Source organism: Thioalkalivibrio sp. AKL9 (assembly GCF_000377825.1).
GTDB classification, from domain to species: Bacteria; Pseudomonadota; Gammaproteobacteria; order Ectothiorhodospirales; family Ectothiorhodospiraceae; genus Thioalkalivibrio; species Thioalkalivibrio versutus.
On record NZ_KB905104.1, the window covers coordinates 148,940 to 173,601 of the forward strand.

At 65.5% G+C, this 24,662-nt stretch carries 25 protein-coding genes; all 25 read right to left on the reverse strand.

From position 1 onward, the window contains the following. Position 1 precedes the first annotated feature (1 nt). Positions 2-2,065, reverse strand: a complete 2,064-nt coding sequence (locus tag D573_RS0102865) for a chemotaxis protein CheA (RefSeq protein ID WP_018937627.1) — start codon at positions 2,063-2,065, stop codon at positions 2-4. A 44-nt stretch (positions 2,066-2,109) separates the two neighbouring features. Beyond that, positions 2,110-2,886, reverse strand: coding sequence for a protein phosphatase CheZ (locus tag D573_RS0102870; RefSeq protein WP_018145740.1), 777 nt, complete (start codon positions 2,884-2,886; stop codon positions 2,110-2,112). A gap of 95 nt (positions 2,887-2,981) precedes the next feature. Then, entirely contained in the window at positions 2,982-3,362 is a 381-nt protein-coding gene (gene cheY / locus D573_RS0102875; RefSeq protein ID WP_018145741.1) for a chemotaxis response regulator CheY, read from the reverse strand. 41 nt (positions 3,363-3,403) lie between these two features. Then, positions 3,404-4,171 carry an RNA polymerase sigma factor FliA gene (locus tag D573_RS0102880; protein WP_018937628.1) on the reverse strand — a complete coding sequence of 256 codons (768 nt, stop codon included), beginning with the start codon at positions 4,169-4,171 and terminating at the stop codon, positions 3,404-3,406. Beyond that, positions 4,168-4,992 (reverse strand): MinD/ParA family protein, encoded by an 825-nt coding sequence (locus D573_RS0102885; RefSeq protein WP_018937629.1) that lies wholly within the window; start codon positions 4,990-4,992, stop codon positions 4,168-4,170. Before D573_RS0102885 ends, D573_RS0102880 begins: the two co-directional genes overlap by 4 nt. Then, on the reverse strand, positions 4,979-6,223 hold the full coding sequence (gene flhF, locus D573_RS0102890) for a flagellar biosynthesis protein FlhF (protein ID WP_018937630.1): 1,245 nt from the start codon (positions 6,221-6,223) through the stop codon (positions 4,979-4,981). The genes D573_RS0102885 and flhF overlap by 14 nt, the downstream gene beginning before the upstream one ends. 73 nt (positions 6,224-6,296) lie before the next feature. After that, positions 6,297-8,399: a flagellar biosynthesis protein FlhA gene (gene flhA, locus D573_RS0102895; RefSeq protein ID WP_018937631.1), complete on the reverse strand. Its 2,103-nt coding sequence runs from the start codon at positions 8,397-8,399 to the stop codon at positions 6,297-6,299. Next, positions 8,399-9,550, reverse strand: coding sequence for a flagellar biosynthesis protein FlhB (flhB, locus tag D573_RS0102900; protein WP_018937632.1), 1,152 nt, complete (start codon positions 9,548-9,550; stop codon positions 8,399-8,401). The genes flhA and flhB overlap by 1 nt, the downstream gene beginning before the upstream one ends. A gap of 1 nt (position 9,551) precedes the next feature. Further along, the gene (fliR, locus tag D573_RS0102905; protein ID WP_018937633.1) at positions 9,552-10,325 is read right to left on the reverse strand and encodes a flagellar biosynthetic protein FliR; all 774 of its coding nucleotides are present in this window, start codon (positions 10,323-10,325) and stop codon (positions 9,552-9,554) included. 2 nt (positions 10,326-10,327) lie between these two features. Then, on the reverse strand, positions 10,328-10,597 hold the full coding sequence (gene fliQ, locus D573_RS0102910; protein WP_018937634.1) for a flagellar biosynthesis protein FliQ: 270 nt from the start codon (positions 10,595-10,597) through the stop codon (positions 10,328-10,330). Positions 10,598-10,606: 9 nt separating this feature from the next. Next, positions 10,607-11,359, reverse strand: a complete 753-nt coding sequence (gene fliP, locus D573_RS0102915) for a flagellar type III secretion system pore protein FliP (protein ID WP_018145749.1) — start codon at positions 11,357-11,359, stop codon at positions 10,607-10,609. Next, positions 11,359-11,805 carry a flagellar biosynthetic protein FliO gene (gene fliO, locus D573_RS0102920; protein ID WP_018145750.1) on the reverse strand — a complete coding sequence of 149 codons (447 nt, stop codon included), beginning with the start codon at positions 11,803-11,805 and terminating at the stop codon, positions 11,359-11,361. The genes fliP and fliO overlap by 1 nt, the downstream gene beginning before the upstream one ends. A gap of 2 nt (positions 11,806-11,807) precedes the next feature. Next, the gene (gene fliN / locus D573_RS0102925; protein WP_018937635.1) at positions 11,808-12,416 is read right to left on the reverse strand and encodes a flagellar motor switch protein FliN; all 609 of its coding nucleotides are present in this window, start codon (positions 12,414-12,416) and stop codon (positions 11,808-11,810) included. Between the two features lie 10 nt (positions 12,417-12,426). After that, positions 12,427-13,401, reverse strand: a complete 975-nt coding sequence (gene fliM / locus D573_RS0102930; protein WP_018145752.1) for a flagellar motor switch protein FliM — start codon at positions 13,399-13,401, stop codon at positions 12,427-12,429. A gap of 10 nt (positions 13,402-13,411) precedes the next feature. Then, the gene (fliL, locus tag D573_RS0102935) at positions 13,412-13,909 is read right to left on the reverse strand and encodes a flagellar basal body-associated protein FliL (RefSeq protein WP_018937636.1); all 498 of its coding nucleotides are present in this window, start codon (positions 13,907-13,909) and stop codon (positions 13,412-13,414) included. A 310-nt stretch (positions 13,910-14,219) separates the two neighbouring features. Then, positions 14,220-15,305 carry a flagellar hook-length control protein FliK gene (locus tag D573_RS0102940; protein ID WP_018937637.1) on the reverse strand — a complete coding sequence of 362 codons (1,086 nt, stop codon included), beginning with the start codon at positions 15,303-15,305 and terminating at the stop codon, positions 14,220-14,222. A gap of 53 nt (positions 15,306-15,358) precedes the next feature. Then, positions 15,359-15,805 (reverse strand): flagellar export protein FliJ, encoded by a 447-nt coding sequence (locus D573_RS0102945; protein WP_018937638.1) that lies wholly within the window; start codon positions 15,803-15,805, stop codon positions 15,359-15,361. After that, positions 15,802-17,181, reverse strand: a complete 1,380-nt coding sequence (locus D573_RS0102950; RefSeq protein WP_018937639.1) for a FliI/YscN family ATPase — start codon at positions 17,179-17,181, stop codon at positions 15,802-15,804. Before D573_RS0102950 ends, D573_RS0102945 begins: the two co-directional genes overlap by 4 nt. Then, positions 17,178-17,900 (reverse strand): FliH/SctL family protein, encoded by a 723-nt coding sequence (locus D573_RS0102955; RefSeq protein ID WP_018937640.1) that lies wholly within the window; start codon positions 17,898-17,900, stop codon positions 17,178-17,180. The genes D573_RS0102950 and D573_RS0102955 overlap by 4 nt, the downstream gene beginning before the upstream one ends. Further along, positions 17,897-18,907 carry a flagellar motor switch protein FliG gene (gene fliG / locus D573_RS0102960; RefSeq protein WP_018145758.1) on the reverse strand — a complete coding sequence of 337 codons (1,011 nt, stop codon included), beginning with the start codon at positions 18,905-18,907 and terminating at the stop codon, positions 17,897-17,899. Before fliG ends, D573_RS0102955 begins: the two co-directional genes overlap by 4 nt. Beyond that, the gene (gene fliF, locus D573_RS0102965) at positions 18,897-20,570 is read right to left on the reverse strand and encodes a flagellar basal-body MS-ring/collar protein FliF (protein ID WP_018937641.1); all 1,674 of its coding nucleotides are present in this window, start codon (positions 20,568-20,570) and stop codon (positions 18,897-18,899) included. Before fliF ends, fliG begins: the two co-directional genes overlap by 11 nt. 32 nt (positions 20,571-20,602) lie before the next feature. Next, a complete protein-coding gene (gene fliE, locus D573_RS0102970; protein ID WP_018937642.1) occupies positions 20,603-20,941 on the reverse strand; it encodes a flagellar hook-basal body complex protein FliE in 339 nt (112 codons plus the stop codon). A gap of 113 nt (positions 20,942-21,054) precedes the next feature. Then, positions 21,055-22,413, reverse strand: a complete 1,359-nt coding sequence (locus D573_RS0102975) for a sigma-54-dependent Fis family transcriptional regulator (RefSeq protein ID WP_018937643.1) — start codon at positions 22,411-22,413, stop codon at positions 21,055-21,057. Positions 22,414-22,624: 211 nt separating this feature from the next. Continuing rightward, complete coding sequence (locus D573_RS0102980; protein ID WP_018939166.1) at positions 22,625-24,004, reverse strand: sigma-54-dependent Fis family transcriptional regulator; 1,380 nt, start codon at positions 24,002-24,004, stop codon at positions 22,625-22,627. A 93-nt stretch (positions 24,005-24,097) separates the two neighbouring features. After that, positions 24,098-24,634: a PilZ domain-containing protein gene (locus tag D573_RS0102985; protein ID WP_018937645.1), complete on the reverse strand. Its 537-nt coding sequence runs from the start codon at positions 24,632-24,634 to the stop codon at positions 24,098-24,100. Positions 24,635-24,662: the final 28 nt, after the last annotated feature.

Sequence of the window (24,662 nt, forward strand, 5' to 3'; positions counted from 1 at the left end):
CTCAGCCCTCGCTCGAGCGCGACGCGCGGCGCGGTCGACCGGACATTTGCAGTTGCCGCATCAGGATGGTCACCAGGTCGGAGACGTCGAGGATCAGGGCGATGCCGCCATCACCGGTGATCGTCGCTCCCGCCAGGCCCTTCACACCTTGCAGATTCTGGCCGAGCGGCTTGATCACCACCTCTTCCTGCCCCACGAGATCATCCACTACCAGCCCTACCTTGCGGTCGGCGGTGTGGACCACCACTACGTGGGCATCCTTGCGCGCCTCGGGCTCGTGCCCAGGCTTCAACCAGCGCTTGAGGTAATGAACAGGCAGGGCGTGCTTGCGCACCATGATGACTTCCTGATCATCCACGTAATTCGTCTTGGTCAAATCCAGATCCAGGATCTCGGAGACCGAAGCGAGCGGGATCGCAAAACGCCGGCCGTCCAGAATCACCATCAGCGCGGGCAGGATCGCCAGGGTCAGGGGCAGCTTCACCCGCAGCGTGGTCCCTACGCCGATCTCGGAATCGATCTCGATGGTGCCGTTGAGCTGCGAGATCTTGGTCTTGACGACGTCCATGCCAACCCCGCGGCCGGAGACGTCCGAGATCTCGGTCTTGGTGGAGAATCCGGCCATGAAGATCACGTTGAAGGCCTCGCGATCGGTCATGCGTTCGGCCATAGCGGGCTCCATCAGCCCCTTCTCCACCACCTTCCGGCGCAGGGCCTGTGGATCCATGCCACCGCCGTCGTCCTTGATCAGCAGTGCGATGTGATCGCCCTCCTGCGCCGCACCGAGCACGACCGTACCCTTGCGCGGCTTGCCCGCCGCCTCGCGCACATCGGGCGTCTCGATGCCATGGTCCACAGCATTCCGCACCAGATGCACCAGCGGATCGGACAGGGCCTCGACCAGATTCTTGTCGAGGTCGGTTTCCTCGCCGAAGATCTCCAGTTCGATCTCCTTGCCCAGATTCCGCGACAGATCGCGGATCACTCGAGGGAAGCGATTGAAGACCTTCTTCACCGGCTGCATGCGGGTCTTCATCACCGAGGTCTGCAGGTCGGAGGTCACCAGTGCCAGCGAACTGATCGCCTTGCCCAGTTCGTCGTCGACATGCTGCGAACGCAGCATGCTCAGCCGGTTTCGCACCAGAACCAGCTCGCCCACCAGGTTCATGATCTCGTCCAGCCGCTCGGTATCCACACGCACGGAGGTCTCGCCCTGTGGAGCCGGGCGCCCCCCGGCCTCGGCCCCGCCGGCGCGGGCACCACCACCGCCCTGCCCACCGGCGGCAGCCGGCTCCGGCGTTACTGCTTTTTCCGGCTCGGGCGCCGCGGCCGCGGGCTCGGTCGGCAGTGGATCCGCAGGGGCGTCCGCAGCCGGTTCGGGCGATGCCGGACCCCCGCCCTTGGCCTGCAACTCGTCCAACAAATTCTCGAACTCGTCGTCGCTGATCAGATCACCGCCCGAGTCATCGCTGGCCCCGGCGCCGCCCGACACAGCCGCGTCCACGGGTGCCGGGGCACCGTCACCATGCAACGTATCCAGCAGGGCCTCGAACTCGTCGTCCGTGATCTCCTCCCCGCCGCCCACCATGGCGTCGCCGGGGGCCGAGGCCTGTGGCTCGGGGACGGGCTCCGGTTCAGGCGCGGGCGGCGCCGTGGTGGTATCTCCGGCCACGTCTTCGTTTTTTGCCATGCGCCGCAGGTCCTCGACCACCGCGGCATCGGCGGGGGTCGGGTCCACGCCGGAGCGCAGATCCCCGAACATGACGTTCAGGGAGTCCAGCACGCGGAGCATGGTGTCCATCAGATGGCTATCGGCCCGGCGCTCGCCGTTGCGCAGCAGATTGAAGACGTCCTCGGCGTGATGACACACCGTCACCAGCGGATCCAGGCTCAAGAACCCGGCGCCCCCCTTGATGGTGTGGAAGCTTCGAAAGACCGCATTCAACAGATCCCGATCGTCCGGATTCTGTTCCAGGTCGATGAGTTGCTCGTTGAGCCCCTCCAGCAGTTCCCCGGCCTCGATCAGGAAGTCCTGAAGGATTTCGTCATTGGGGTCGATGGCCATTCAGTCTCTCCGGTCCCGTGGCGCCAGTCGTATGGGGGGCACTGCTAGAAGCCCAGGCTTGATAGCAGATCGTCCACCTCGTCCTGTCCTTGAACGACATCTGCGCTGGAATCTTGAGTCTTGGGCACACTGGGGCCGTGGCCCTTGCGGTCCGCCTCGCGGTCTTCTTCGCCACGCTCCAGGGACGCTTCGGCCGCTTCGACCTGCTCCATGCGCCCGCTGGAGAGCCGAATCAGGGTAACGAGGTTCTCTTCGAGGTCGGTCACCAGCTGGATCACGCGGCGAATCACCTGGCCGGTAATGTCCTGATAACTTTGTGCCATCAACACCTCGGAGAGCAGCCGCCGCAATTCCTCGGCGTCCTCGCCCGCCTGCCCGAAAAAGCTGTCCAGCTCACGCGCGAAATCGCGGAATTCGTCCACCGAGAGCTGCCGGTTGCGAAAGCGCGTCCATTTGGCGGTCAAGTCGGCCGCCTGCTGGCTGAACGACTCGGCGATCGGCAGGCTCGACTCGATGGCGCCCATCGTGGCGTGCGCGGCCTGCTCGGTCATGGTGACCACGTAGTTCAGGCGTTCCTTCGCATCCGGGATCTCCGCCTGGGTCAGCTCTACCAGACGCGAGTCGCCACGGAAGCTTTGCAAGGCCTCGTGAAGGTCGCGCGTCAGCTTGCCCAGTTCGTCGAAGAGCTCGCGGTCGTATGGACGCGCTAGATCCTGCACCAGCGCGCGTGCCGCCGCGTCGTCGCCCGCCTCGAGCGTCTGCACCAGTTGCCGGGCCAGCTCGAGCTGGCCGTCGCGTGGGGGGTGTTCCTGTTCAGTCATGAGGAGCCTCTTGCTGGTACGGCGCCGAAGGAGCCGGGTCACGTCCACCCGCGCAAGCGAGACGGACGTCGTCCGTATTAATCACTGGGCGATGCTTAGCCCTGTGCTTCAATACGTTCGAAGATCTTGTCGATCTTTTCCTTCAGCGTTTCGGCGGTAAACGGCTTGACCACGTAACCGTTCACACCTGCCTCCGCAGCCTCCACGATCTGGTCGCGCTTGGCCTCGGCCGTCACCATCAGCACCGGCATCGACTTCAGGTTGGCATCCGCCCGGACGGCCTTCAGCAGGTCGATGCCCGGCATGTTGGGCATGTTCCAGTCGGTAATCAGGAAGTCGAAGTCACCATTTTGCAGCATCGGCAGCGCGGTGCTGCCGTCGTCGGCTTCCTGCGTATTATTGAAGCCAAGATCGCGCAAGAGGTTCTTGATAATGCGCCGCATCGTGGAAAAATCGTCCACGATGAGAATTTTCATTCCCTTGTCCACACGTCACTCCGGGATTCGTAAGGTGAGTTTTAGAATAACTGCAAAGCCGCGCCGTCTTCGAGCCACGACCCCATGCGCGCGCGCAGCCGGATGACCGCCTGGCTGCGAATCTGGCTCACGCGCGACTCGGTCACGCCCAGAACAGCCCCGATCTCGCGCAGATTCAGTTCTTCGGTGTAATACAGCGACAGCACCAGGCGTTCGCGTTCAGGCAGATCCCCAAGGGCCTCGGCCAACTCCTCGCGAAACTCGCCAGCCTCAAGGCTACGCGACGGAGAGACTTCCTGCCCCTCGATCACACGATCGGCCCCGTCATCCCCGCCACCCAGATCGTCCAGCGCAAACAGATGGGCCCCGGCGTGGTCCTTGAGCATGTCGTAATAGTCATCGATCGCCACGTCCAGCTCGGCCGCCACTTCGCTCCCACGCGCCGCACGCCCCTCGCGGGCCTCGACACTCTGGATCGCGGCGGCAATACGCCGGCTGTTGCGATGCACCGAACGCGGCGTCCAGTCACTGCGACGCAATTCGTCGATCATCGCACCGCGGATGCGGATTCCGGCGTAGGTGGCAAAGGTCGCCCCCTGCCCGCCCTCGAACTGCCGCGCCGCCTCCAGAAGGCCGATCATGCCGGCCTGGATCAGATCATCGACCTGGACCGAGGCCGGCAGACGGGCCATCAGGTGGTGCGCGATGCGATGCACCAGTTCAACGTGATCGGCAATCAACTTCTCGTGTCCACCGGTCGCGGTGGACGTCGCCTGGTAGCCGGAAAGTCGATTACGCGTCGTCATCATGCACTCTGCAGCATTCGTTCCACGAAGAACCCGACGCCCCCGTGGTCACCCCCACCAACCGGCCAACGGTCCACCGTGCGTGCCAGTTCGGCAAACGCCTTGCCGGCCGGACTGCCGGGATACTGCTGAACCACCGGTGCCCTTTTCTGCACGGACTTGCGCAGATGTTCGTCCATCGGGATATAGCCGGCCAGATCCAGGACCACCTCCGGCAGGTAATTGCCACAGACGGTATTGAGTTTCTGCATCAGCCGCTCCGCACCCTCGCGTCCGCTGACCATGTTGGTGACCATGCGGAAACGCCGCAGCCCGTGGTCACGATGCAGCACCTTGATCAGGGCATAGGCATCGGTAATCGAAGCCGGCTCGTCGCAGACCACCACAAGGGTCTCCTGTACCGCCCGGCAGAACGAAGTCACCGACTCCTGCAGGCCTGCAGCAGTGTCCACGATCAGGACATCCAGCGGCTTGCGGTAGGCGCTGAAGGCATGGATCAAACCCGCGTGCTCGGCCGGCGTGAGATTCGCCATCGCCGCGATACCGGAGGCCGACGGGACCACCTTCACCCCGTCCGGCCCCTGAACCAGGACATCGTCCAGGCTGTCCACCGCGCCGGTCACCAGGTCGTGCAGGGTGCGCTCCGGGCGCATCCCGAGCAACAGGTCCACGTTGGCCAGGCCCAGATCCGCATCGAACAGCATCACCTCGCGGCCCAACCGGGCCAGGCCGACCGCCAGATTGACCGACACGTTGGTCTTGCCCACGCCGCCCTTGCCCGAGGCGACCGCAATGACCTTCAACGGCTTGTTAGTGCGTGGCATAACGCCCCTTTCCAACCGGCTGAATCAGTTCCAGTGTGGCCGGCTCGGCCCCCTGCGCCGGGCGCAGCGGCGAGCGCGAGCGTCGCGGCGCTTCCATTTCGGCCAGCCGTTCGGCGGCCCAGGTCTCGCGGGCATTGCCACCCGCCCGCGCACCCTCGGCATCGTCGTCCAGTGCCAGGCGGGTCAGATACCCCGTATCGACCCGGTGAAAATCCTCGGCGATGCGCTGGCCATCGCTTACGAACCCAAGCCCCAGGTGCTGGTCCAGCAGGACCGACAGGACCTCGCCCAGCTGTTCTGCCTCGTCCAGTTTGGTCAGCACTAGCGCCGAGGGATCCGCCTTGCGAAACGCGTCCAGCACCCGCCGCAAGGTACTGCCCTGGGTCGTGGCCGACACAACCAACCAGCTCTCGGCACGAATATCCGGCGGCAGATGCGCGAACAGCGACTCCTCCTCCACCGCGCGCGGCGCCTGCCCGGCGGTATCCACCAGGATCAGGTGGCCATCGTCCACGCGCCGCGCCAGATCGCGCAGCTCGCGCGCATTCTGCAGCACGCGCACCGAGATCCCCGCCATCTGCGCAAAGGCTTGCAGCTGCCGTGTGGCACCGATGCGCTGGCTGTCCAGGGTCACCAGCGTAACCGAATCCGGTCCCATCCGACGGATCTGGCGCAACGCGATCCGTGCCAGCGTGGTGGTCTTGCCGACACCGGTCGGCCCCACCATCGCCAGCAGCCCGCCCTCGTCCAGGATCGCCGGGCGATGCGTGGCAATCGCACCCGAAAGCCGCGCGCGGAGACGCTCCCAAGCCTGCTCGGGGGAGCTGTCATCGAGGATGCTGCCCGCCAGGCTGCGGGCCAGCGATTCACCGAAGCCGCGGTCGATCAGGCGGACCTTGCATTCGGCCGCCAGGGGGTGACGGGCCGCCCAGCGAGCCTCGTCACTCTCCGCATACTGACGCGTCATCAGGCTGCGCAGGTCACGCAACTCCTGGCGCATCGCGGTGAGCTCGGGATCGGCCGGCCACGAAGGGGCCGCCGAATTCGGGGCACGGTCGGCGGTTCGCGCCACGCGGGCCGGCTTTGCGGCCTCCGGCTCGCGCACCGGCTCCGAGGACTCGCCATCCTCCAGGGCGGCGACCACCTCCAACCAGCCATCCACCCGGCGACTGGAGAGGATCACGGCATCCTCTCCCTGTTGTTCGCGCACCTGACGCATGGCGTCGCGCATGTCCCGGGCCCGATATCGTCTGACATTCATGCTTTGATCTCCTGCGCCGCTCACGCGGCGGAACCCCTATGTATCATGCGGACTGCTTCGCCGTTTCTTCCTGACCGACCGTGGCCACTACCCGAATCCGCCGGTTGTCGGGGATCTCGGTAAACGCCAGGACGGTCAGGCTGCGAACCGCGCCGCGCAACCAGCCGGCAATCCAGGAACGGATCTCCGGTGCCACCACCAGGATCGCCGCTTGGCCGGCCGTCTCCTGGCGCCGCGCCGCATCCGCAACCGAACGCTGCAACCGTTCCGCCAGCCCGGGCTCCAGTCCAACCGTGCCACCCGAGCTGCCCTGCAGGGACTTATGCAAGAGCTGTTCCAGCGATGGGTCCAGGGCAATCAGTGGCAGCTCATCCTCCGGTCCCACAAGGTCCTGGACGATGGAGCGCGCCAGCGCGACGCGCACCGCAGCGGTCAAAGTGCCGGGATCCTGACTCTTCACCCCGTCGTCTGCCAGGGTTTCGGCGATCGTGCGCAGGTCGCGGATCGAGACCTGCTCGGCCAGCAGGTTCTGCAACACCTTCAGCACGATCGAAAGCGACAGGGTCTTGGGCACGAGGTTCTCCACCAGCTTCGGCGAATGCCGCGCCAGCTGATCCAGCAGGTGCTGTGCCTCCTCGTGCCCGATCAGGCGGTGGGCGTTCTCGCGGAACACCTGCGACAGATGCGTCGCAATCACCGTGGAACAGTCGACCACGGTATAGCCGGCGCCCTGGGCCTGGTCGCGATCCGACGGGTCGATCCACAGGGCATCCAGGTTGAAGGTCGGGTCCTTGGTCGGGGTGCCCGGCACGGTGCCGAAGACCTCGCCCGGATTGATCGCCAGTTCGCGGTCGGGGAATACCTCGGCCTCAGCCACGGTCACCCCCAACAGGCTGATCCGATAAGCGTTGGGACTGAGCTCCAGGTTGTCGCGGATGTGCACCGGCTGCAGCAGGAAGCCCAGCTCCTGCGACAGCTTGCGGCGCACGCCCTTGATCCGTCCCATCAACTGACCGTCCTGGGTACGGTCCACCAGCGGGATCAGGCGGTAGCCGACTTCAAGGGAAACCAGGTCCACCGGCGGGACGTCTTCCCAGGTCAGGTCGCGATCCTCCGAACGAGCCCCGCCTTCCTCTTCCTGCGGGATGCGCTCCACTTCCACCTCGGCCTCGCGACTCCGGCGCTTGAGCAGGTAGGCCCAGCCAAAGATCAACGCCGCCAGCCCCAGGAACACGGCGTTCGGCATGCCCGGCACGACGCCCAGCGCGCCGATCACGCCACCGGCGACGTACAGGACCCGCGGGTTGGAGAACATCTGCCCGTACACCTGCTGGCCCATGTCCTGGCTGCTGGTCACGCGGGTCACGATGATCGCGGTGGCGGAGGACAGCACCAGCGACGGGATCTGGGCGACAATGCCGTCGCCGATGGTCAGCAACACGTAGTTGGTCGCGGCATCGCCGATCGACATGCCGTGCTGCACCGCACCGATGGTGAGCCCGCCGATGATGTTTACGAACAGGATCAGGATCCCCGCGATGGCATCGCCGCGGACGAACTTGGAGGCACCGTCCATGGAGCCGTAGAAGTCCGCCTCGCTGGCAATCTCCTCGCGGCGCTTGCGCGCCTCTTCCTGAGTCAGGATGCCGGCGTTCAGGTCGGCATCGATCGCCATCTGCTTGCCGGGCATGGAGTCCAGGGTAAAGCGGGCGCTGACCTCGGACACACGCCCGGCCCCCTTGGTCACCACCACGAAGTTAATGATGATCAGGATCGCGAACACCACCAGCCCCACGGTGTAGTTGCCGCCGACCACGAAGTCGCCGAAGGCCTGGATGACCTTGCCAGCGGCATCCGTGCCGGTGTGGCCTTCCAGCAGGATTACGCGGGTGGAGGCGATGTTCAGCGCCAGGCGCAGCAGCGTGGCGACCAGCAACACGGTCGGGAAGACCGCGAATTCCAGCGGCCGCGGGGTGTACACCGCAACCATGATCACCACCAGCGACAGCGCGATATTGAAGGTGAACAGCACGTCCAGCGCCAGCGGCGGCAGCGGCAGCACCATCATCGAGAGCATCGCGATCAGCAGGATCGGCGCCCCCAGCCCCCACTTGCCCACGTTACCCAGACGGTCAAAGAAGGCCATTAGCGATCCCTCCGCGGGCCGCGTTGCTTGTCGGGGTCGAGATAGTCCTCGGGCACTGGAAGGTCATCCGGCATCTGCGCGTCGGCATCGGCCCGCTTGAGCTGGTAGACGTACGCCAGGATGCGGGCCACGGCCACGAACAGCCCGTTGGGCACTTCCTGGTTCAGATCGGTGGTGAAGTAGATGGCGCGGGCCACGCGCGGGGCCTCGACGCGGATGATCGCGTGTTCGTCCCCGACTGCACGGATCGAGGCGGCCACCTCGTCGACGCCCTTGGCCACCACCTTCGGTGCCGCCATGCGCGAGGCCTCGTAGACGATAGCCACGGCATAGTGGGTCGGGTTGGTGATGATCACGTCGGCCTTGGGGACCTCCTCCATCATTCGCCGCTGCGCCATCTCCTGCTGCAACTGACGGATCTTCTGCTTGACCTCTGGCTTGCCGTCGGTCTCCTTGTACTCGTCCTTGACCTCCTGCCGGGTCATGCGCAGTTGCTTCTGGTGATTCCACATCTGGAACGGCGCATCAATGGCGGCGACCACGATCAGGGCCGCCGAGACCGCGATGAAGGTTCCCAGAACCAGCTGGGCGGCATGGATGATGCCCTGATGAACAGGCTCGTAACCGAGCATCAGCAGCCGGTCGGAGAAGGTGGCCAGCACGGCGACCGCGACACTGCTGATCAGTACGAACTTGGCGAAGGTCTTGCCGAACTCCATCAGCCCCTGCCAGGAGAAGATTCGCTTGAGGCCCTTCCCGGGATTCAGCTTGGAGACCTTGGGCGCGGCGGCCTTCCAGGAAAAATTGGCGCCGCCGATCACGATCGGCGCGAGTACCGCGGCCACCACCAGTACGCCGAACAGAGGGAACAGGGTCCGCAGGGTGCGGAAAATCTCGTCGGCCAGATAGGGCAATAATAGCGACGAGTCGTAGGCCATCTCGCGTTCGAAATCCAGGCGACTGCTCATCTGTTCAGTAAGTTGCGCCCCCATGTTCGGGCCGTACATCAGCAGGAAGCTCCCGCCCGCCATCAGCACCAGAAAGGTGCTCAGCTCGCGCGAGCGCGGGACCTGCCCCTTCTCCTTCGCCTCGCGCAGGCGTTTCGGAGTGGGCTCTTCGCTTTTTTCCTGTCCGCTTTCGTTCTCGGCCATTTCAGAAGCCCATCCGGGTCTGCATCAGGTTGAAGGCCTCGAACATCAGTTCGCCAAAACGTTCCGGCAGGCCCGGCAGGATCAACATCATCAGCACGAACCCGATCAGGATCATCATCGGGAAACCCACCGCGAAGATGTTGAGCTGCGGGGACGCGCGGGTGATGACCCCCATGGAGATATTCACCAACAGGAGCGACGCAACCGCCGGCAATGCCACCAGCACCGCGCCCACAAACATCGTGGAGCCGAAGGCCACCAGGGCGTAGAAGGCCTCGGCGTTCAGACCGGTCGGGGCGATCGGCATGGTCTCGAAGCTGGTCAACATCAGCTCCAGAGCAATCAGATGGCCGTTCATTGCGAGGAACAGCAGGGTCGAGAAGATGACGAAAATGGTGGAGACCACCGGGACCTGCACCCCCTGGGCCGGATCCATGATGGAGGCAAAACCCAGGCCCATACCCAGTGCGACCACCTCGCCCGCCTGGGTCACGGCCGAGAACACCATCTGCAGAATAAACCCCATGAACACGCCGATCGCGACCTGGTGCAGGGTGACCAGCACGCCCTCAAGGCTCAACGGATCGATATCCGGCAGGACCGGGCCCTGCATGGCCACAAAGATCGCCAGCAACAGCGCCAGCCCCATGCGCACCCGCGCATTGACCGTATCCGCGCCGAAGATCGGCATGGCGACGAGCATGGCGCCAATGCGGGCGAACGGCCACAGGACCGCCCCCACCCACAGCACCAGCTGTTCCGCCGCCAGGGCCATGCCTACCCCACCATCCCCGGCGCACTCTCGTAGAGGCGCTCGGTGTAGTCGATCAACAACGCCAGCATCCAGTGCCCGCTGATCAGCAGCGCCGCGAACATCGCCAGCAGCTTGGGGATGAACGACAGGGTCATTTCCTGTATCTGGGTCGCTGCCTGCAGCATCCCGATGGTCAGACCCACGGCCAGCGCCGTCAGCAGCGGCGGCGCGGCTAGCAGGACCACCACGGTTAGTGTCTCGCGACCGATATCCACAACGAGTTCGGGTGTCATCGCGCTCTCCTACACGAAGAAACTGGTGGCAAGGGTGTTCATCATCAGCGCCCAGCCGTCCACCAGAACGAACAGCATCACCTTGAACGGCAGCGAGATAATCAGCGGGGAGAGCATCACCATCCCCATCGACATCAGGACCGAGGCCACCACCAGGTCGATGATCAGGAACGGGATCAGGATCAGGAAGCCAATCTGGAATGCGGTCTTGAGCTCGCTGGTAATGAACGCCGGCACCAGCAGGTTCAACGGGATGTCATCCGCCTCCTCGAATCCGTCGATCCCGTTGATCTCGGCAAACATCGCGATATCGCTTTCGCGGGTATGCATCAACATGAACTCGCGCAACGGCTGCACCCCCGCCTCGATCACCTCCTCTGTCCCGATCTCCTCGTTCACGTAGGGCACAAACGCGGTCTCGTAGATTTCGTCGAGCACCGGGGCCATCACGAACAGGGTCAGGAAAAAGGCCAAACCGATCAGGATCTGGTTCGAGGGTGTCTGGGTCGTGCCCAGGCCCTGGCGCAGGATCGCCAACACCACAATGATCCGGGTGAAGGACGTCATCATGATCAGGATCGACGGCAGCAGGGTGAGCAGCGTCATCAACAGGATGATCTGCAGCGTGACCGAGTAGGTCTCGCCCCCGTCTCCGTTGGTGGTCACAGTCAGGGCCTCGATGCCCTGCGCCACCTGGGCACCGGCGAGCCCCGGCAGGAGCAGCAGGCCCAGTGCCAGCGCGAACCGCAGGAACAGCGCCATCACGACTGCCCCCGCTCGCTGCTACCGGGCGGAGCCCGGCGGGTCACGGCGCGCTTGAGTGCGCTGGAGAAATCCGGCGTCTCCCCGGCCGGCGCCACCACCGGCTCGCGCATCGTGTGCAGGGTGCGCATGCCGGAGGGCGCCACGCCCACCAGCACCTGTTCATCGCCCACCTGAACCAGCACCAGACGCTCGCGCGTGCCCACCGAACGTGCCGCGACGATCTCGATCACCTGCGAGCCGCGGTTCAGTCCGCCCTGGGTCCGGCGCAGGATCCAGCCCAGCACCACAATGGCACCGATCACCAGTACCAGACCGCCGATTAGCTGGGTCAGATAGGCCGCGGCCCCGCCACTGCCACCCTCCGCAAGGGCAGTCAATGGCCAGAGGGTCCCCGTGACGGCCGCCAGGACGAGGGCCGAACTGCGCGTATTACGTGGATTCATGGCTATTTGAGCTTGCGGATGCGCTCACTGGGGCTGATCACATCGGTCAGCCGGATCCCGAACTTCTCGTTGACCACCACGACCTCGCCATGCGCGATCAGCGTGCCATTCACCAGCACGTCCAGCGGCTCCCCGGCCAGACGGTCCAGTTCCACCACCGAGCCCTGGTTCAGCTGCAGCAGGTTGCGGATCGGGATCCGCGTGCGGCCGATCTCCATGGCGATCGTCACTGGAACGTCCAGCACCATCTCCAGATTCATCTCCTCGCCGTCGCCCTGCACCACCCCCGAGAGTTGTTCGGGCTGCAGGGCCTCCGCGGACGAATCGGGCTGGTGCTTGCGCTCCTTTTTCTCGGACTTCGGCGTCTGCTTCGCTGCGGTCGCGTCATCACCTCCCCCCGCAGCAGCCCCGCCTTGCGCGGCGTTCAGCAACTCATCGGGATCAGCCGCGTCTTCGCCGTCGTCATCCTTCTGCTCGGCCAGGGCCGCCGCCCACTCATCCGCCAGCGCCTGGTCATCGCTGCCGCCTTCGGTGTCGGCCATGGTTTCAGCGCCCGCGGTATCTTCATCCACGGCCGGGGTGTCCTGTTTGGGATCGTCGGTGTCAGCCATGCTGCGCCCTCTATCGTTTGATAATGCGTTCCGAAACCTGGATCGCATTCATGCCATTGGATACGCCGAACTTCCCGCGGAACATCGGGATGTCTTCGACCTGCAAGGTGATCTTCTCGGGGAGGTCCACCGGGATGATGTCGCCCGGCTGGATATCCAGCAGCTCGCGCACGGTGACCTCGGTCTCCGCCAGCATGGAGCTGATCTCGACCTCGGCGGTCTGGATCTCCTCCTGCAGCGCGTGCATCCAGCGCTGGTCCACATCGGAGCGATCCGACTGGATCCCGGTATCCAGCTGTTCGCGGATCGGCTCGATCATCGAGTACGGCAGGGTCACGTGCAGATTGCCGCCGCCCCCGTCGAGCTCGATGTGGAACTCGCTGATAACCACGATTTCGGTCGGCGAGACGATGTTCGCGAACTGTGGGTTGACCTCGGAGTTCAGGAACTCGAACTTGAGCTCCATCACCGGCTGCCAGGCCTTCTGCATATCCTCGAAGGCCCCCTCCAGCACGCCGTGGACGACCTTCATCTCCATCGGGGTGAAGTCTCGTCCCTCGATGCGGGTGTAGTAGCGTCCGTCGCCACCGAAAAAGTTGTCGACCAGGATGAACACCAGCTTGGGATCGAACACGAACAAGCCGGTGCCATGCAGCGGATGCGCCCGCACCAGATTCAGGCTGGTGGGGACAAACAGCGAGTGCATGTACTCGGAGAACTTGGTGATACGGGTGCCGACCACCGAGATCTCGGCCGAGCGGCGCAGTACATTGAACAGACGGACCCGGAGCTGACGCGCAAAGCGCTCGTTGATCATCTCCAGCGTGGGCATGCGCCCACGGACGATGCGATCCTGCGTGGCAAAGTTGAATTCCCGCGCCTCACCGTCACTCGGATACGGGTCTTCGGTCTCGACGTCGCCCTCGTCCACACCATGCAGGAGGGCATCGATCTCGTCCTGGCTGAGGATATCCGTCTGCGCCATAACGGGGCTCCTACTGCATCACCAGTTCGTTGAACAACACGGCCTCGACCGCGTCTGGCGCATCCCGCGAGCGCAGAATCTCGCGGATTGCTTCCTTCAGCTCCTCCGCCAGCGATTCCTTGCCATCACGCGTATTCAGATCCTCGTAACGCTGTTCCGCCAGGATGCCCAGGATGTCGTTGCGGATCGCCGGCATATGCCGCTCGAACGCCTCGATCACCGGCGCCTCGTGGGTCACCAGGCTCACCTCGGCACGCAGATACCGGATGCGGCCCGGCGCTTCGATGTTGACAGTCATCGGCTCCAGGCTGGTGTAGAAGCGCTCGGGCGGGCCTTCCTCGACCTGTTCGGCGTCATCGTCGCCCGCAACCAGGAAGAACCAGGCCGCAGCGGCACCACCACCCACCAGCAGGATCACGATCAGCAACAGCAGAATCAGCTTGCCCATGCCGCCCTTCTTGGGGGCGCCGCCTTCGTCGTCGTCCAGATTGACTTCTTTATCCGCCATGTCGCACTCGCTGTCCGGTAAACCGAGGATTTGCTCTCGGCAAAGACCTTAGCAAGGCAGATGCCAGCATTGGCTTTCTATCGCATTATCCGATAGTTAGAAGCGAATACTGGAGGGGGCGGAAGGACACTTCGGGGAAAGGCACGGCCGATAACGTCAAGAATCGGCCGCCCTCCGCGCAGGAAAGACGGATTCTTGGCGGCACTCATGGAAGATCGCTACGACAGAGAAAGGGGCCCGATGGGGCAGGTCACGGATACCGCCGGCCGCCCATCGGATAGCGCAAGACCAAGCCCGCGCCGGGCTCGACTCAGGCAAACAGATCCAGGCGCCGGTTCAGCATCGAGAGCGTGCTGCCCCCATTCTCGTGGTCTTCGGTCTCGTCCAGCTCCGAAGCAGTCCCGGCGGCGGCCTGGCGCTCATCCTGCTCGGCCTGCTCCTCGGCCGCCTGGTCGGAGACGGTCGCGTCCTCGAGCATCAGCCCGCTCTCGGCGAGGCTGTCGCGCAAGCGCGGCATGGCCGCCTCCAGCACCTCGCGGGTCACCGGATTGGCGCTGATGAACTGGATGCTTGTGCGGTCACCCTCGACCAGCACCCGAATATCCAGACTGCCCAGCTGCGGGGGATGCAGCTTGAGCTCGGTTCGCCCACCCTGTGCCTGGGCGAGCATGCGCACCTGATCGGCCAGCTCGCGGGCCCCATTGGGCTGCTGCAGGAGCCGGGTCAGGTCCAGTCGCGGCAACGCGCGTGCAGCGTCCGCCCCCTCGGCCTGGCCACCGGCGACAGCCGGCAGGACGCCCCCCAGGGGATCGGTACGCCCCCGACGCGACTCGTCCCCGCCCTGGGTCATCCACTGCGCGAGGACATCAAGCACGCCATCCCGCGACAGCCCGCCCTGCGCGCCCAGCAGTTCGGGCTTCAATGCGGCCAGGCCATCGCGCCCGCCCGCCGCCTGGCTGGCCTCGACAAACAGGCGCATGACAGCTGCAGGCAGGGGCTTGACCGGCAACGCCTGGCCCTCGGCACCCCCGCGGCCAGAGACGCCCGCCTCCCCACGGGCGGCGTCCATGCGCCCCGGTTCGTGCACTCCCGCCATCAGGCTGGCGACCGGCAAGCCCTTGCCACCCGCCTCGTCGCCCGCGGCGAAACCCTGCCCGTCGAGTAGATCCTGCAACCGCGCCAGCATGGCTTCCAGATCGAGCCCTTCCAGCTCGTCCCCGGGCACGCCCAGGTTCGCCAGCAAGGCCTCCATCTGCGGCTCCAGAACCGCGAGGAACCCCTCGCCGTCCTTCCCTTTCAGCCCCTTCAGGCCGTCCAAGTCCTGCAGCGATGCCTCGCCGCCCAGCAATTGCAGCAGCGGCAGCATGCCCTGACCGGTGTTCTGTGTCGCGATCATCTCCGAATCCTCGAATCCCCGGGCCCTTGCCCTAATCGATAGTCACGGTCCATTCAAGAACCTTGCCAACGCGACGCTTCCTCGCGCGCATGAGCCTGCCGCGTGGCCCACAAATCCTGTTCGGTCTGCTGGCGCCGGGCGCCGTGTTGCGCCGTCTCGGCCTTCCGGCGTTGCAGCAGCTTTTCCAGCGACAGGCTGTTGCGGTGGCGCTCCAGCCACTCCTGGCGCGCGGTCTCCACCTGCGACTCCGCCGCCTGAATGCGCAGGTCCTGTTGCTCCAGCGCCGAGCGCAACTGGTCGCGCATGCCCGCCAACCACTTGAGGGCGTTGGCGTCATCCGGAAGGGTCGCCTGCAGATACTCGCGCTGATAGGTTTCCAGGCGATCGCGCTGACCGGCAATGCCATCCAGTTGCTGCAGACGTTCACCCAACTGGCGGGTGGCCTCGCTCTCCTCGATCCGGCGCAGGCGCAACAGTCGTTCCAGGCGCTTCGGGTTCATACCGCCCCGCCCACCAGCGCCAGCAGGTCATCCCGCGCCCGGTCAAAGCCGACGGCCTCTTCGCGACCCTGCGCCAGATACGCCTCGAGGCGCTCGTGCATCGCCACTGCCTCGTCCAGATGCGGGTCGGCCCCCTTGCGATAGGCCCCGACCGCGATCAGATCGCGGTTCTGCATATAGGTGGCGGAGAGGCCGCGGAAGCGTCGCGCCGCCCGCTCGTGTTCCGGCGAGATCAGCGAAGACATCACGCGCGAGACCGATGCACCGACATCGATCGCCGGGTAGCGCCCGGTCTCTGCCACCTCGCGCGACAGCACGACATGGCCGTCCAGGATCGCGCGCGCGGCGTCCACGATCGGATCGTTCTGATCATCGCCCTCGGCGAGCACGGTATAGAAGGCGGTAATCGAGCCGCCCCCTACGTCGCCGTTGCCAGCGCGCTCCACCAGTTGCGGCAGGCGCGCAAATACCGATGCCGCATACCCCTTGGAGGCCGGCGGCTCGCCGATCGCCATCGCGATCTCGCGGGCGCCCTGGGCAAAGCGGGTCAGGGAGTCCATCAGCAACAGCACGTGCAGGCCCTGGTCGCGGAAATGCTCCGCCACCGCAGTGGCCACCCAGGCCCCGTGCTGGCGCAGCAGCGGCGACTGGTCGGCCGGCACCGCGACCACCACCGTGCGCGTGCGCGATTCCTCGTCGAGAATCTCGTGGATGAACTCGTTCACTTCCCGACCGCGCTCGCCGATCAGTCCGACCACGATCACGTCCGCCGTCGTGTTGCGCGTCATCATCCCCAGCAGCACACTCTTGCCGACCCCGGATCCGGCGAACAGACCGAGGCGCTGACCACGACCCACCGACAGCAGACCATTGATTGCCCGGATCCCCACATCCAGCGGCTCACGGACCGGTGCGCGTTGCAGGGGGTTGATCGGCCGCCCGGCCAACAGCCCAAAATCATGGGTACGGATCGGGCCTTTTCCGTCCAGCGGCTGCCCGTTGGCATCGATCACGCGGCCCAGCAACCCCTCCCCGACCGGAATCTGACGCTGGTTGTCCAGCGGTTCGATGCGCGCGCCGGGGGTCAGGCCCGCCGCGATCTCCTCGGGCATCAGGAACGTGCGTTCATTCTGGAAACCGACGACCTCGGCCGGCACCGTGTCTCCGTTCTCGCCGTGGATCAGCGCGCGCCCTCCAATGGGCAAGCGCAGGCCTTCCGCCTCCAGCGTCAGGCCGGTCAGGCGCGACAGGTGACCCTCCGACTGCGGTGGGTTGACCCGCTCGACCCGCCCGCGTGACTGCTGCAGACGATCCAGCAAGCCGCTATTCAGCCGCTCCCGGCCCTTCCGGCGCACCTCGTCGATCGGGGTACTCATGAATCCTCCGGGGCCGCGCTGTCCATGGAAGTGGCGGACTGGTGATGTTCCTCGTCGGGTGCGCTGTCCATCTCCGGATACTCGCCATCCCAGAGGGCTTCCACCGCGTGCTGCAAACGCCGCTCGAGACTTGCGTCGACGCTCGCCGCGCCCGATTCGAGGCGACAACCGCCGCGCGCCAGGCCCGCGTCCGGGACCCAGGTGATGCGCGCATCCGCCCGCTCACCATAGGCCTCCACCAGCGCCTGGTCCTCCGGGTTCAAGTGCACCCGAACCTCCTGGTTGCGCCCGGGAAGCTGGGCCAATGCCCCCTCCAGGACCGTCCGGATCTGCTCCGGTCGCGTCTCCAACTCGCTCTGGACGACCTTGCGTGCAAGCGCCGTCACCAGCGCCAACAACTCCGGCTCCAGGGCATCCGCGGCATCCGCCAGGGGATCAGCAAGGCCGCCGGCCACGGATTCCAGCATGGCGACCGTCTCGCGCAGTTTCTTGTCCTCGCGCGCCCGGGTGGCCTTCTCGGCCTCTTTCTTGCCAAGCTCATGCCCCTCGGCATAACCGCCCTCGAACCCGTTCTTGCGGGCTTCGTCCTCGATCTCCTCGATCTCGGCGGCCGTCGGCAGGCGACGCGGGGGATGGACCCCATTGTCACCAATCTCCGGCGGCTCCCAAAGCGATGCCGCCGCGTCGGTGTAAAGCCTGGCCGCCGGGCCATCGGTCACAACATCGCCTCGCTACCACCGCCACCCAGCACGATATCGCCGTTCTCCGCAAGCCGGCGGGCCACGGACAGGATCTCCTTCTGCGCGCCCTCGACCTCGCTGACCCGGACCGGGCCCTTGGCCTCGAGGTCCTCGCGCAGCATCTCGGCCGCGCGCTTGGACATGTTGCGGAAGATCTTGTCCTTCATGTCGTCGTCGGCACCCTTCATGGCAAGCACCAGCGATTCCGTCTGGATCTCGCGCATCAGCGTCTGGATACCGCGGTCGTCGATCTCCACCAGGTTCTCGAACACGAACATCTCTTCCTCGATCCGCGAACCCAGATCGGAATCGGACTCCTTGATCGTATCCATGATCTCCGCCTCCCGTGAGCCCTCCATCAAGTTCATGATGTTGGCCGCCGAACGCACGCCACCCAGCATCGACGTCTTGCTCGCGGCATTGCCGGAAAGCTGACGGTCGAGGATCTCGTCCAGCTCCTGCAGGGCCTGGGGCTGGACGCCATCCATGGTCGCAATGCGCATCACGATGTCGGACTGCACCCGCGCGGGCAGGTACTGCAGGGTGTCCGAGGCCTGGTCGGAGTCGAGGTGGGAAAGCACAATCGCCACGATCTGCGGGTGCTCGTTGCGCAGCATGTCCGCGATCGCCCGCGGGTCCAGCCACTTGAGTGCCTCGATCCCCTTGGAATTGCGTCCCAGCAGGATGCGGTCGATCAGGCCCGAGGCCTTGTCACCCAGCGCGCTCTCCATGACGCTGCGCACGTACTCGTCGGCACCCACCCCCAGCGCCGTCTGTTCCTGCACGTGAGTGGAGAACTCGTGCAGCGCCGCGTTCACGTCACTGCGCGAAATGCGGTCCATGGAGGCCATCGCGGTGCCAATCTTCTGCACCTCCTTGGGCCCCATGTGGCGCATGACCTCGGCGGCGGCGTCCTCGCCGAGGCTCATCATGAACACGGCGGCGCGCTCGGCACCTTCCTGTTTGGCGTTCTTGTCAGCGGCCATCGTCACCCAACCACGTCTTCATCACCTGTGCCACGCGCTTGGGGTCCTCGCGGACCATCTCGCGCACCGCCTCCAGATCCATCTCCTGCTGGTCCGGCCCCTTGGGGCCAGTCAGCGCAGCCACGGCCGAACCCTCGCCCTGGCCCATTGCCATGCCCGTCTCGCTGCCGCCTGACTCGTCGGTCAGCGCCTCGCGATCTTCCTCGCGCCGCGGCGGCGGAGCCGGCCGCTTCATCAGATGTTTCATCGCCGGACGCACCACCGTCAACAGGATAATCAGAGCCAGCAGCAATGCCGCCACGATCTTGACCACCTCGATGAACCAGGGTTGTTCCCAGAACGCGATTTCGTCCGCCGCCACCGCCTCGATGGGTGCCTCGAACGGGGCGGTCACTACATTGATCGTATCCCCCCGTTCGGCATTGAATCCTACCGCCTCGCGCACCAGCGCCTCGATGCGTTGCAGTTCCTCCGCATCCCTCGCCACCTGCACGGTCTCGCCGTCCTCGTTGACCTCCTGGCGGAAGTCCACCACCACGGCCGTGGACACGCGCTGCACGCCGCCCGGCATTTCGCGGATATGGTTGATGCGGCGATCCACCTCGTAGTTGCGGGTGATATTGGTGCTGCGGCTGCCCGGGAGAGCCGCGGGCGGGCCATCACCCTCCTCGCCTTCCTCGCCGACAACCCCACCGGCGGGCGGCTGGTTAGTCAGCGCCCCGGGGACACCCCCGATACCGCCCTCGGGTCCCGTGCGCTCGTCCTCGCGGGTCTGCTCGGACCGCAGGGCAATCGTCTCGGGATCGTACAGTTCCTCGGTGCGCTCGACGCTCGAGAAGTCGATGTCCGCGTTCACCTGCACCCGGACCTTGTCGCGCCCGACGATCGGAATCAGCAGGTCACGGATACGGTCGGTATAGCGGGTCTCCACGTCGCGGGTGAAACTCAGGCGGTCGCCACTACCACCCATGCCCCTCTCGCCGCCATCCTGGGTCAGGAGCGTCCCACTTTGGTCCACCACAGTGACCCGATCAGGATCCAGATCAGAGGTGCTGGACGCGACCAGGTGCACGATCGCACCGACCTGCGACTCGCTCAGGGACCGCCCACCGCGCAGGTGCACGACCACCGACGCGCTGGCCGGGCGCCGATCACGCACGAACACCGACTGCTCACCCTCGGCAATGTGCACACGCGCGCGGTCCACCGCATTCAGCGATGCCACAGTACGCGCCAGTTCGCCCTCCATCGCCCGATGGTGGCGCGCCCCCTCGATCATCCGGCTCGTACCCAGGCCGGTATCCTCCTGCAGCAGCTCGAAGCCCATGTCGCCGGAACGTGGCAGGCCTTCGCCGGCCAGCTGCAGTCGCGCGCCCGCCACCTCGCCCTGGGGCACCTTCACCTGCCCCGTCGTGGAATCGACCTGATACTGGATACCGGCCTGCGAAAGGACTTGCACGACCTCCGCCGCATCCTCCGCATCCATGCGCGGAAACAGCGGTACGTAGGTCGGGCGCAGCGCCCAGTACAGCAGCGCCACAATCACCACAATGGCACCCGCCAGCATGCCGATCAGGGCAAGCTGGCGGCCCGCAGGCATCCCGTTAAACTCCTTGATCCCGCCGGTCACCACCGCGGGCAGGGATTGTGCATTTTCGGCCATCGTCCGTTCTCTCCCTCAGCCCGATCGGCCGATCAGACCTGCATCCGCATGATTTCCTGATACGCCGTCAGCAGACGATTGCGCACCTGGTTGGTCGCCTCGAAGGCAATGCTCGACTTGCTCATCGCGGTCATCACCTGCGGCAGGCTCACGTTGTCGTCGCCGAGCTCGAAGCGCGTCTGCAGATCGGTCGCCTGCTGCTGCACCTGATTGACACCCCGCAGCGACTCCGTCAGCACGTTCTGGAAGTCCGCGCCGCCGACGCGCTGGGGTTCGCGCGTCTGCTGGGCCGCATTCGTGTTTTCCACGCCGTTGGCTTGCGTCAGTTGACGCATCTGCTGCAGGACGTTCTGGATCTGCATCTCGCTCATGCTCACTACCCCCGGGGCGTCTTGTTACGCCGGCCGACCGACCACGAAGGGCCCGTCGTATTTTCGTGTTCGACAGAAACTCTCAAGCAATCCATATGCCAGGCGACGGCACACTAGCCCGACGCGGGCACCGCAAAGCCGTGCTCGCGCAGACGCGCAATCTTGTAACGCAATGTTCTGGGGCTGATTCCCAGCCGGTCGGCCGCCTCCTTGCGCCGCCCGCCGGACTCGCGCAGGACGTTCATGATCACCCTGCTCTCCTGCGTCTGCAGGGTCTGCTCCAGCATCGGTGTCGGGTTCTCGTCATCCGGTATCGATTGCGCCCCGGTGGTCACCTCGCCGGCCCCGGTACTCCAGGGGTTCACCATGTCCGCATCCAGCCAAACCGACTCTGCACTCACCTGCGGATCCGGGTTGTCATGCAAGGTGACCGCGCGTTCCATCACGTTCGCCAGTTCGCGCACGTTGCCCGGCCAGTCGTGTTCGCGCAGCCGTCGTTGTGCGCCGTCATCCAGGGTCTGGAGCTGGCCGCCACTCAGGCGTCGGAGCAAGGCCTCGGCCAAGGGCACAATATCTTCCGCACGTTCGCGCAGAGGCGGGATGCACAGGGGAAAGACGTTCAGTCGGTAGTACAGGTCTTCACGCAGATGCCCTTCGGCCACGGCTGCGCGCAAATCGCGATTGGAGGTCGCGATCACGCGCACGTCCACGCGCTGCGGCCGCCGCCCGCCCAGGGGCTCGACCTCGCGCTCCTGCAGCGCACGCAGCAGCTTTGCCTGCAAATGCACTGGGATCTCCGTCACTTCGTCCAGCAGCAATGTGCCGCCGTCAGCCCGCACAAACTTGCCCGGTCGCGCCTCGACCGCGCCGGTAAAGGCGCCCTTGGCATGCCCGAAGAGCATCGCCTCAAGCATCGCCTCGGGCAGTGCGGCGCAGTTGATCGCTTCGAATGGTCCCCGTCGCCGCGGCGAGCGCGCGTGCAGCTGCCGCGCCAGGACCTCCTTGCCCACCCCCGACTCACCGGTAACGAAGACGGTTGCCGTGCTGCCGGCAATGCGCGTAACGAAGCGATCGATGCCGCGCATCACGGGACTGCGTGTCACCAATGCAGGGACCTCGAGCGACGGCTCCGGCCGCACTCGCGGACGCAGCCACCCGGCCAGCTCGTCCGCCATCCGCGGGAGCGCGAAGTGCGCCTCCAGCCCATGTCGCATCGCAGCCAGCTCCTGATCCTGGCTTGCGTCGCGGCTGACTGCCGCCAGTGCTGCCGTGGCTTGGCTCAGGGCATCCCGGGACACGTCCGCAGGATGCGCCAGCAGGATGACCGTCGGGGCGGACACCTCCAGGGATTGCACCAGATCGTCGGCAGTACACGTCTGCAGACGCACCCGCGGGATCGTGGCCAGCACCTGGACCACGGCCTCTCGCAGTTCGGGTTCGGCATCCACCAGCAGGATCGTGGCTCGCGACATGAAGTTCTTCCCGTATCGATTCGGGGAAGATCTAGCAAACATCGCGCCACCAATGCAGGCGATTGGTTTATAGCGGGTTTTTCTGGATCGAACCGGGATTCGTCAAGCCTATGACGCTGGGATCGTCCACCTAGGCTCCTGCGAGTGACGGGATTCCGTCCACTTGAGCACACCGATTTCCGGGCGCGTTCACGCCCGCATTCGCGTGTTCTCAGGCCTTGCCGAGCCCGAACTTGCGCATGCGCTCAACCAGCGTGGTCCGCCGCATGCCCAGACGCCGCGCGGCGCGCGCCACCACGTGTCCCGTCTCGTCCAGGGCACGGGTGATCATGTCGCGTTCCAGGTCGTTGAGGAAGCTGCGCAGATCGACGCCCTCCGGTGGCAGGCCACCGGCCAGCAGGTTGGCGCCCGCCGCGGAACCGCCTTCGAAACCATTCGGCGTAGTCGGCGGCAGGGTCAGATCCTCGATTCCGTCCGGACGAACCCGTGGCGGCAGCTGCGCCAGGTCCACCGGTAGATCCGGATAGATGATCGCAAGCTGCTCCAGGAGGTTCGCCAGCTCGCGGATATTACCCGGCCACGCCAGTTGACCCAGGTGGGCAACCACCGCAGGGGTCAGGTGGGCTGGGGCCATGCCCTGCTCGCGCAGCCGGTCTTCCAGAGCGGCGATCAGCAGCGGCATGTCGCTGGTGCGTTCGCGCAGGGGTGGCAGCTCGATCGGGAATACACTCAGGCGGAAAAACAGATCCTGACGGAAACCGCCATCGGCCACCGCGTCATCCAGATTCCGGTGGGTGGCCGCAATAATTCGCGCGCGGGCCGGGATCGATTTGTTGGAACCGACCCGCTCGAACACCCGCTCCTGCAGTACGCGTAGCAGTTTCACCTGCATCGGCAACGGCATGTCGCCGATCTCGTCGAGAAACAGCGTGCCATCCTCGGCCAGTTCAAACCGGCCGGCGCGCGCGGTGAAGGCGCCGGTAAACGCGCCCTTCTCGTGGCCGAACAGCTCGCTTTCCAGCAGGTCCGCCGGGATGGCACCGCAGTTGACTGCCACGAATGGTTTATCCGCGCGGTCGGAGGCGTTGTGGATCGCGCGGGCCACCACCTCCTTGCCGGAACCGGTCTCGCCCAGAATCAGCGCCGTGGCATCGGTTCGCGCCACTTGCCCGACCAGACGCTTGACCGCCTGCATGGTCGGATGCGACCCGACCAGCCCCGGGATATCGTCGTACCCCGGCTCGCGACCGAAGCGCAGCCACTGGAGGACCTGAGAAACCCGGCCAATCGAGAGCGGATGCTCGACGATGCAATCCACCCCGTCGGCCTGCACCTTGCCACCGTCAGTCGGTTGCACGACAACCGGCGCCAAATCCCCGCGCGGCTCCTGCAGGCGTGCGGACAGCTCGGCGGCAGGCCCGCAAAGCCAAACGGCTGCGGCGGGTGTGCCATCCATCAGGTCAGTGGGGTTGGTGTGGGTCTCGGCCACGCAGCCGAGGCAGTTCAGGATCGCCTGTGTTGCGTCCGTGGCTCCTGCATCGCCGCTAAGTGCAATGCGCATCGCCTGTTGCTGTTCCCCCGAATCCCGCATACCGCTGTGCCCCGACTGCCGCGATCGGATGCGCCCACCCGGGAAAAGCCCCGGCCGGCATCCAATGGTGTGATCGAGTTCGCAGTATCGAGCCTATTTGTGATTGCCGTCAACTTTCTGGCGTTTCCCGGCGACTTCGCGGCGATGCAAGCGAAAGATCCAGCGACCGATCGCCTCTTCCAGGGGACCTTCAACCCCCGTCCAGCGTGTCATCTGCAGGCCTCCGCGTGTCGTCGGACTTTCGACGCCTAGCACGCACGGCTGGGGCAACAGGCGGCTGAGGTAGACCTCCACGCGCTCACAACCCTCCGGCAACGTGCCTGCGGGCAGCACAATCCCGTGGCCACTGAGCGTCGCCTCCACCGGATCGGGACGCTCGGGGTGGAGCGACTCTGCGACCAGGTGCAACAACAGATCCAGCTTGTGTTCCAGGCGCTGCACCTCGGGCGAAGTCTCGTCCTCGTGCGGCATCGCGCCGCGTGGATGGGCGGCGTCGAACAGGTCCAGGTTTTCGATGAGGCGCTGCGCCAGCACCGGATCGGTGGCGGGCCGGACCGACGGACCAATCATCAGCGCGGTCGTCACACGCAGGTCATCTCCGAGAAACTCGTCCTGACTGGCGTCATCCATGTGCGCTCCCGCCTCCCTCGTCGCCGGA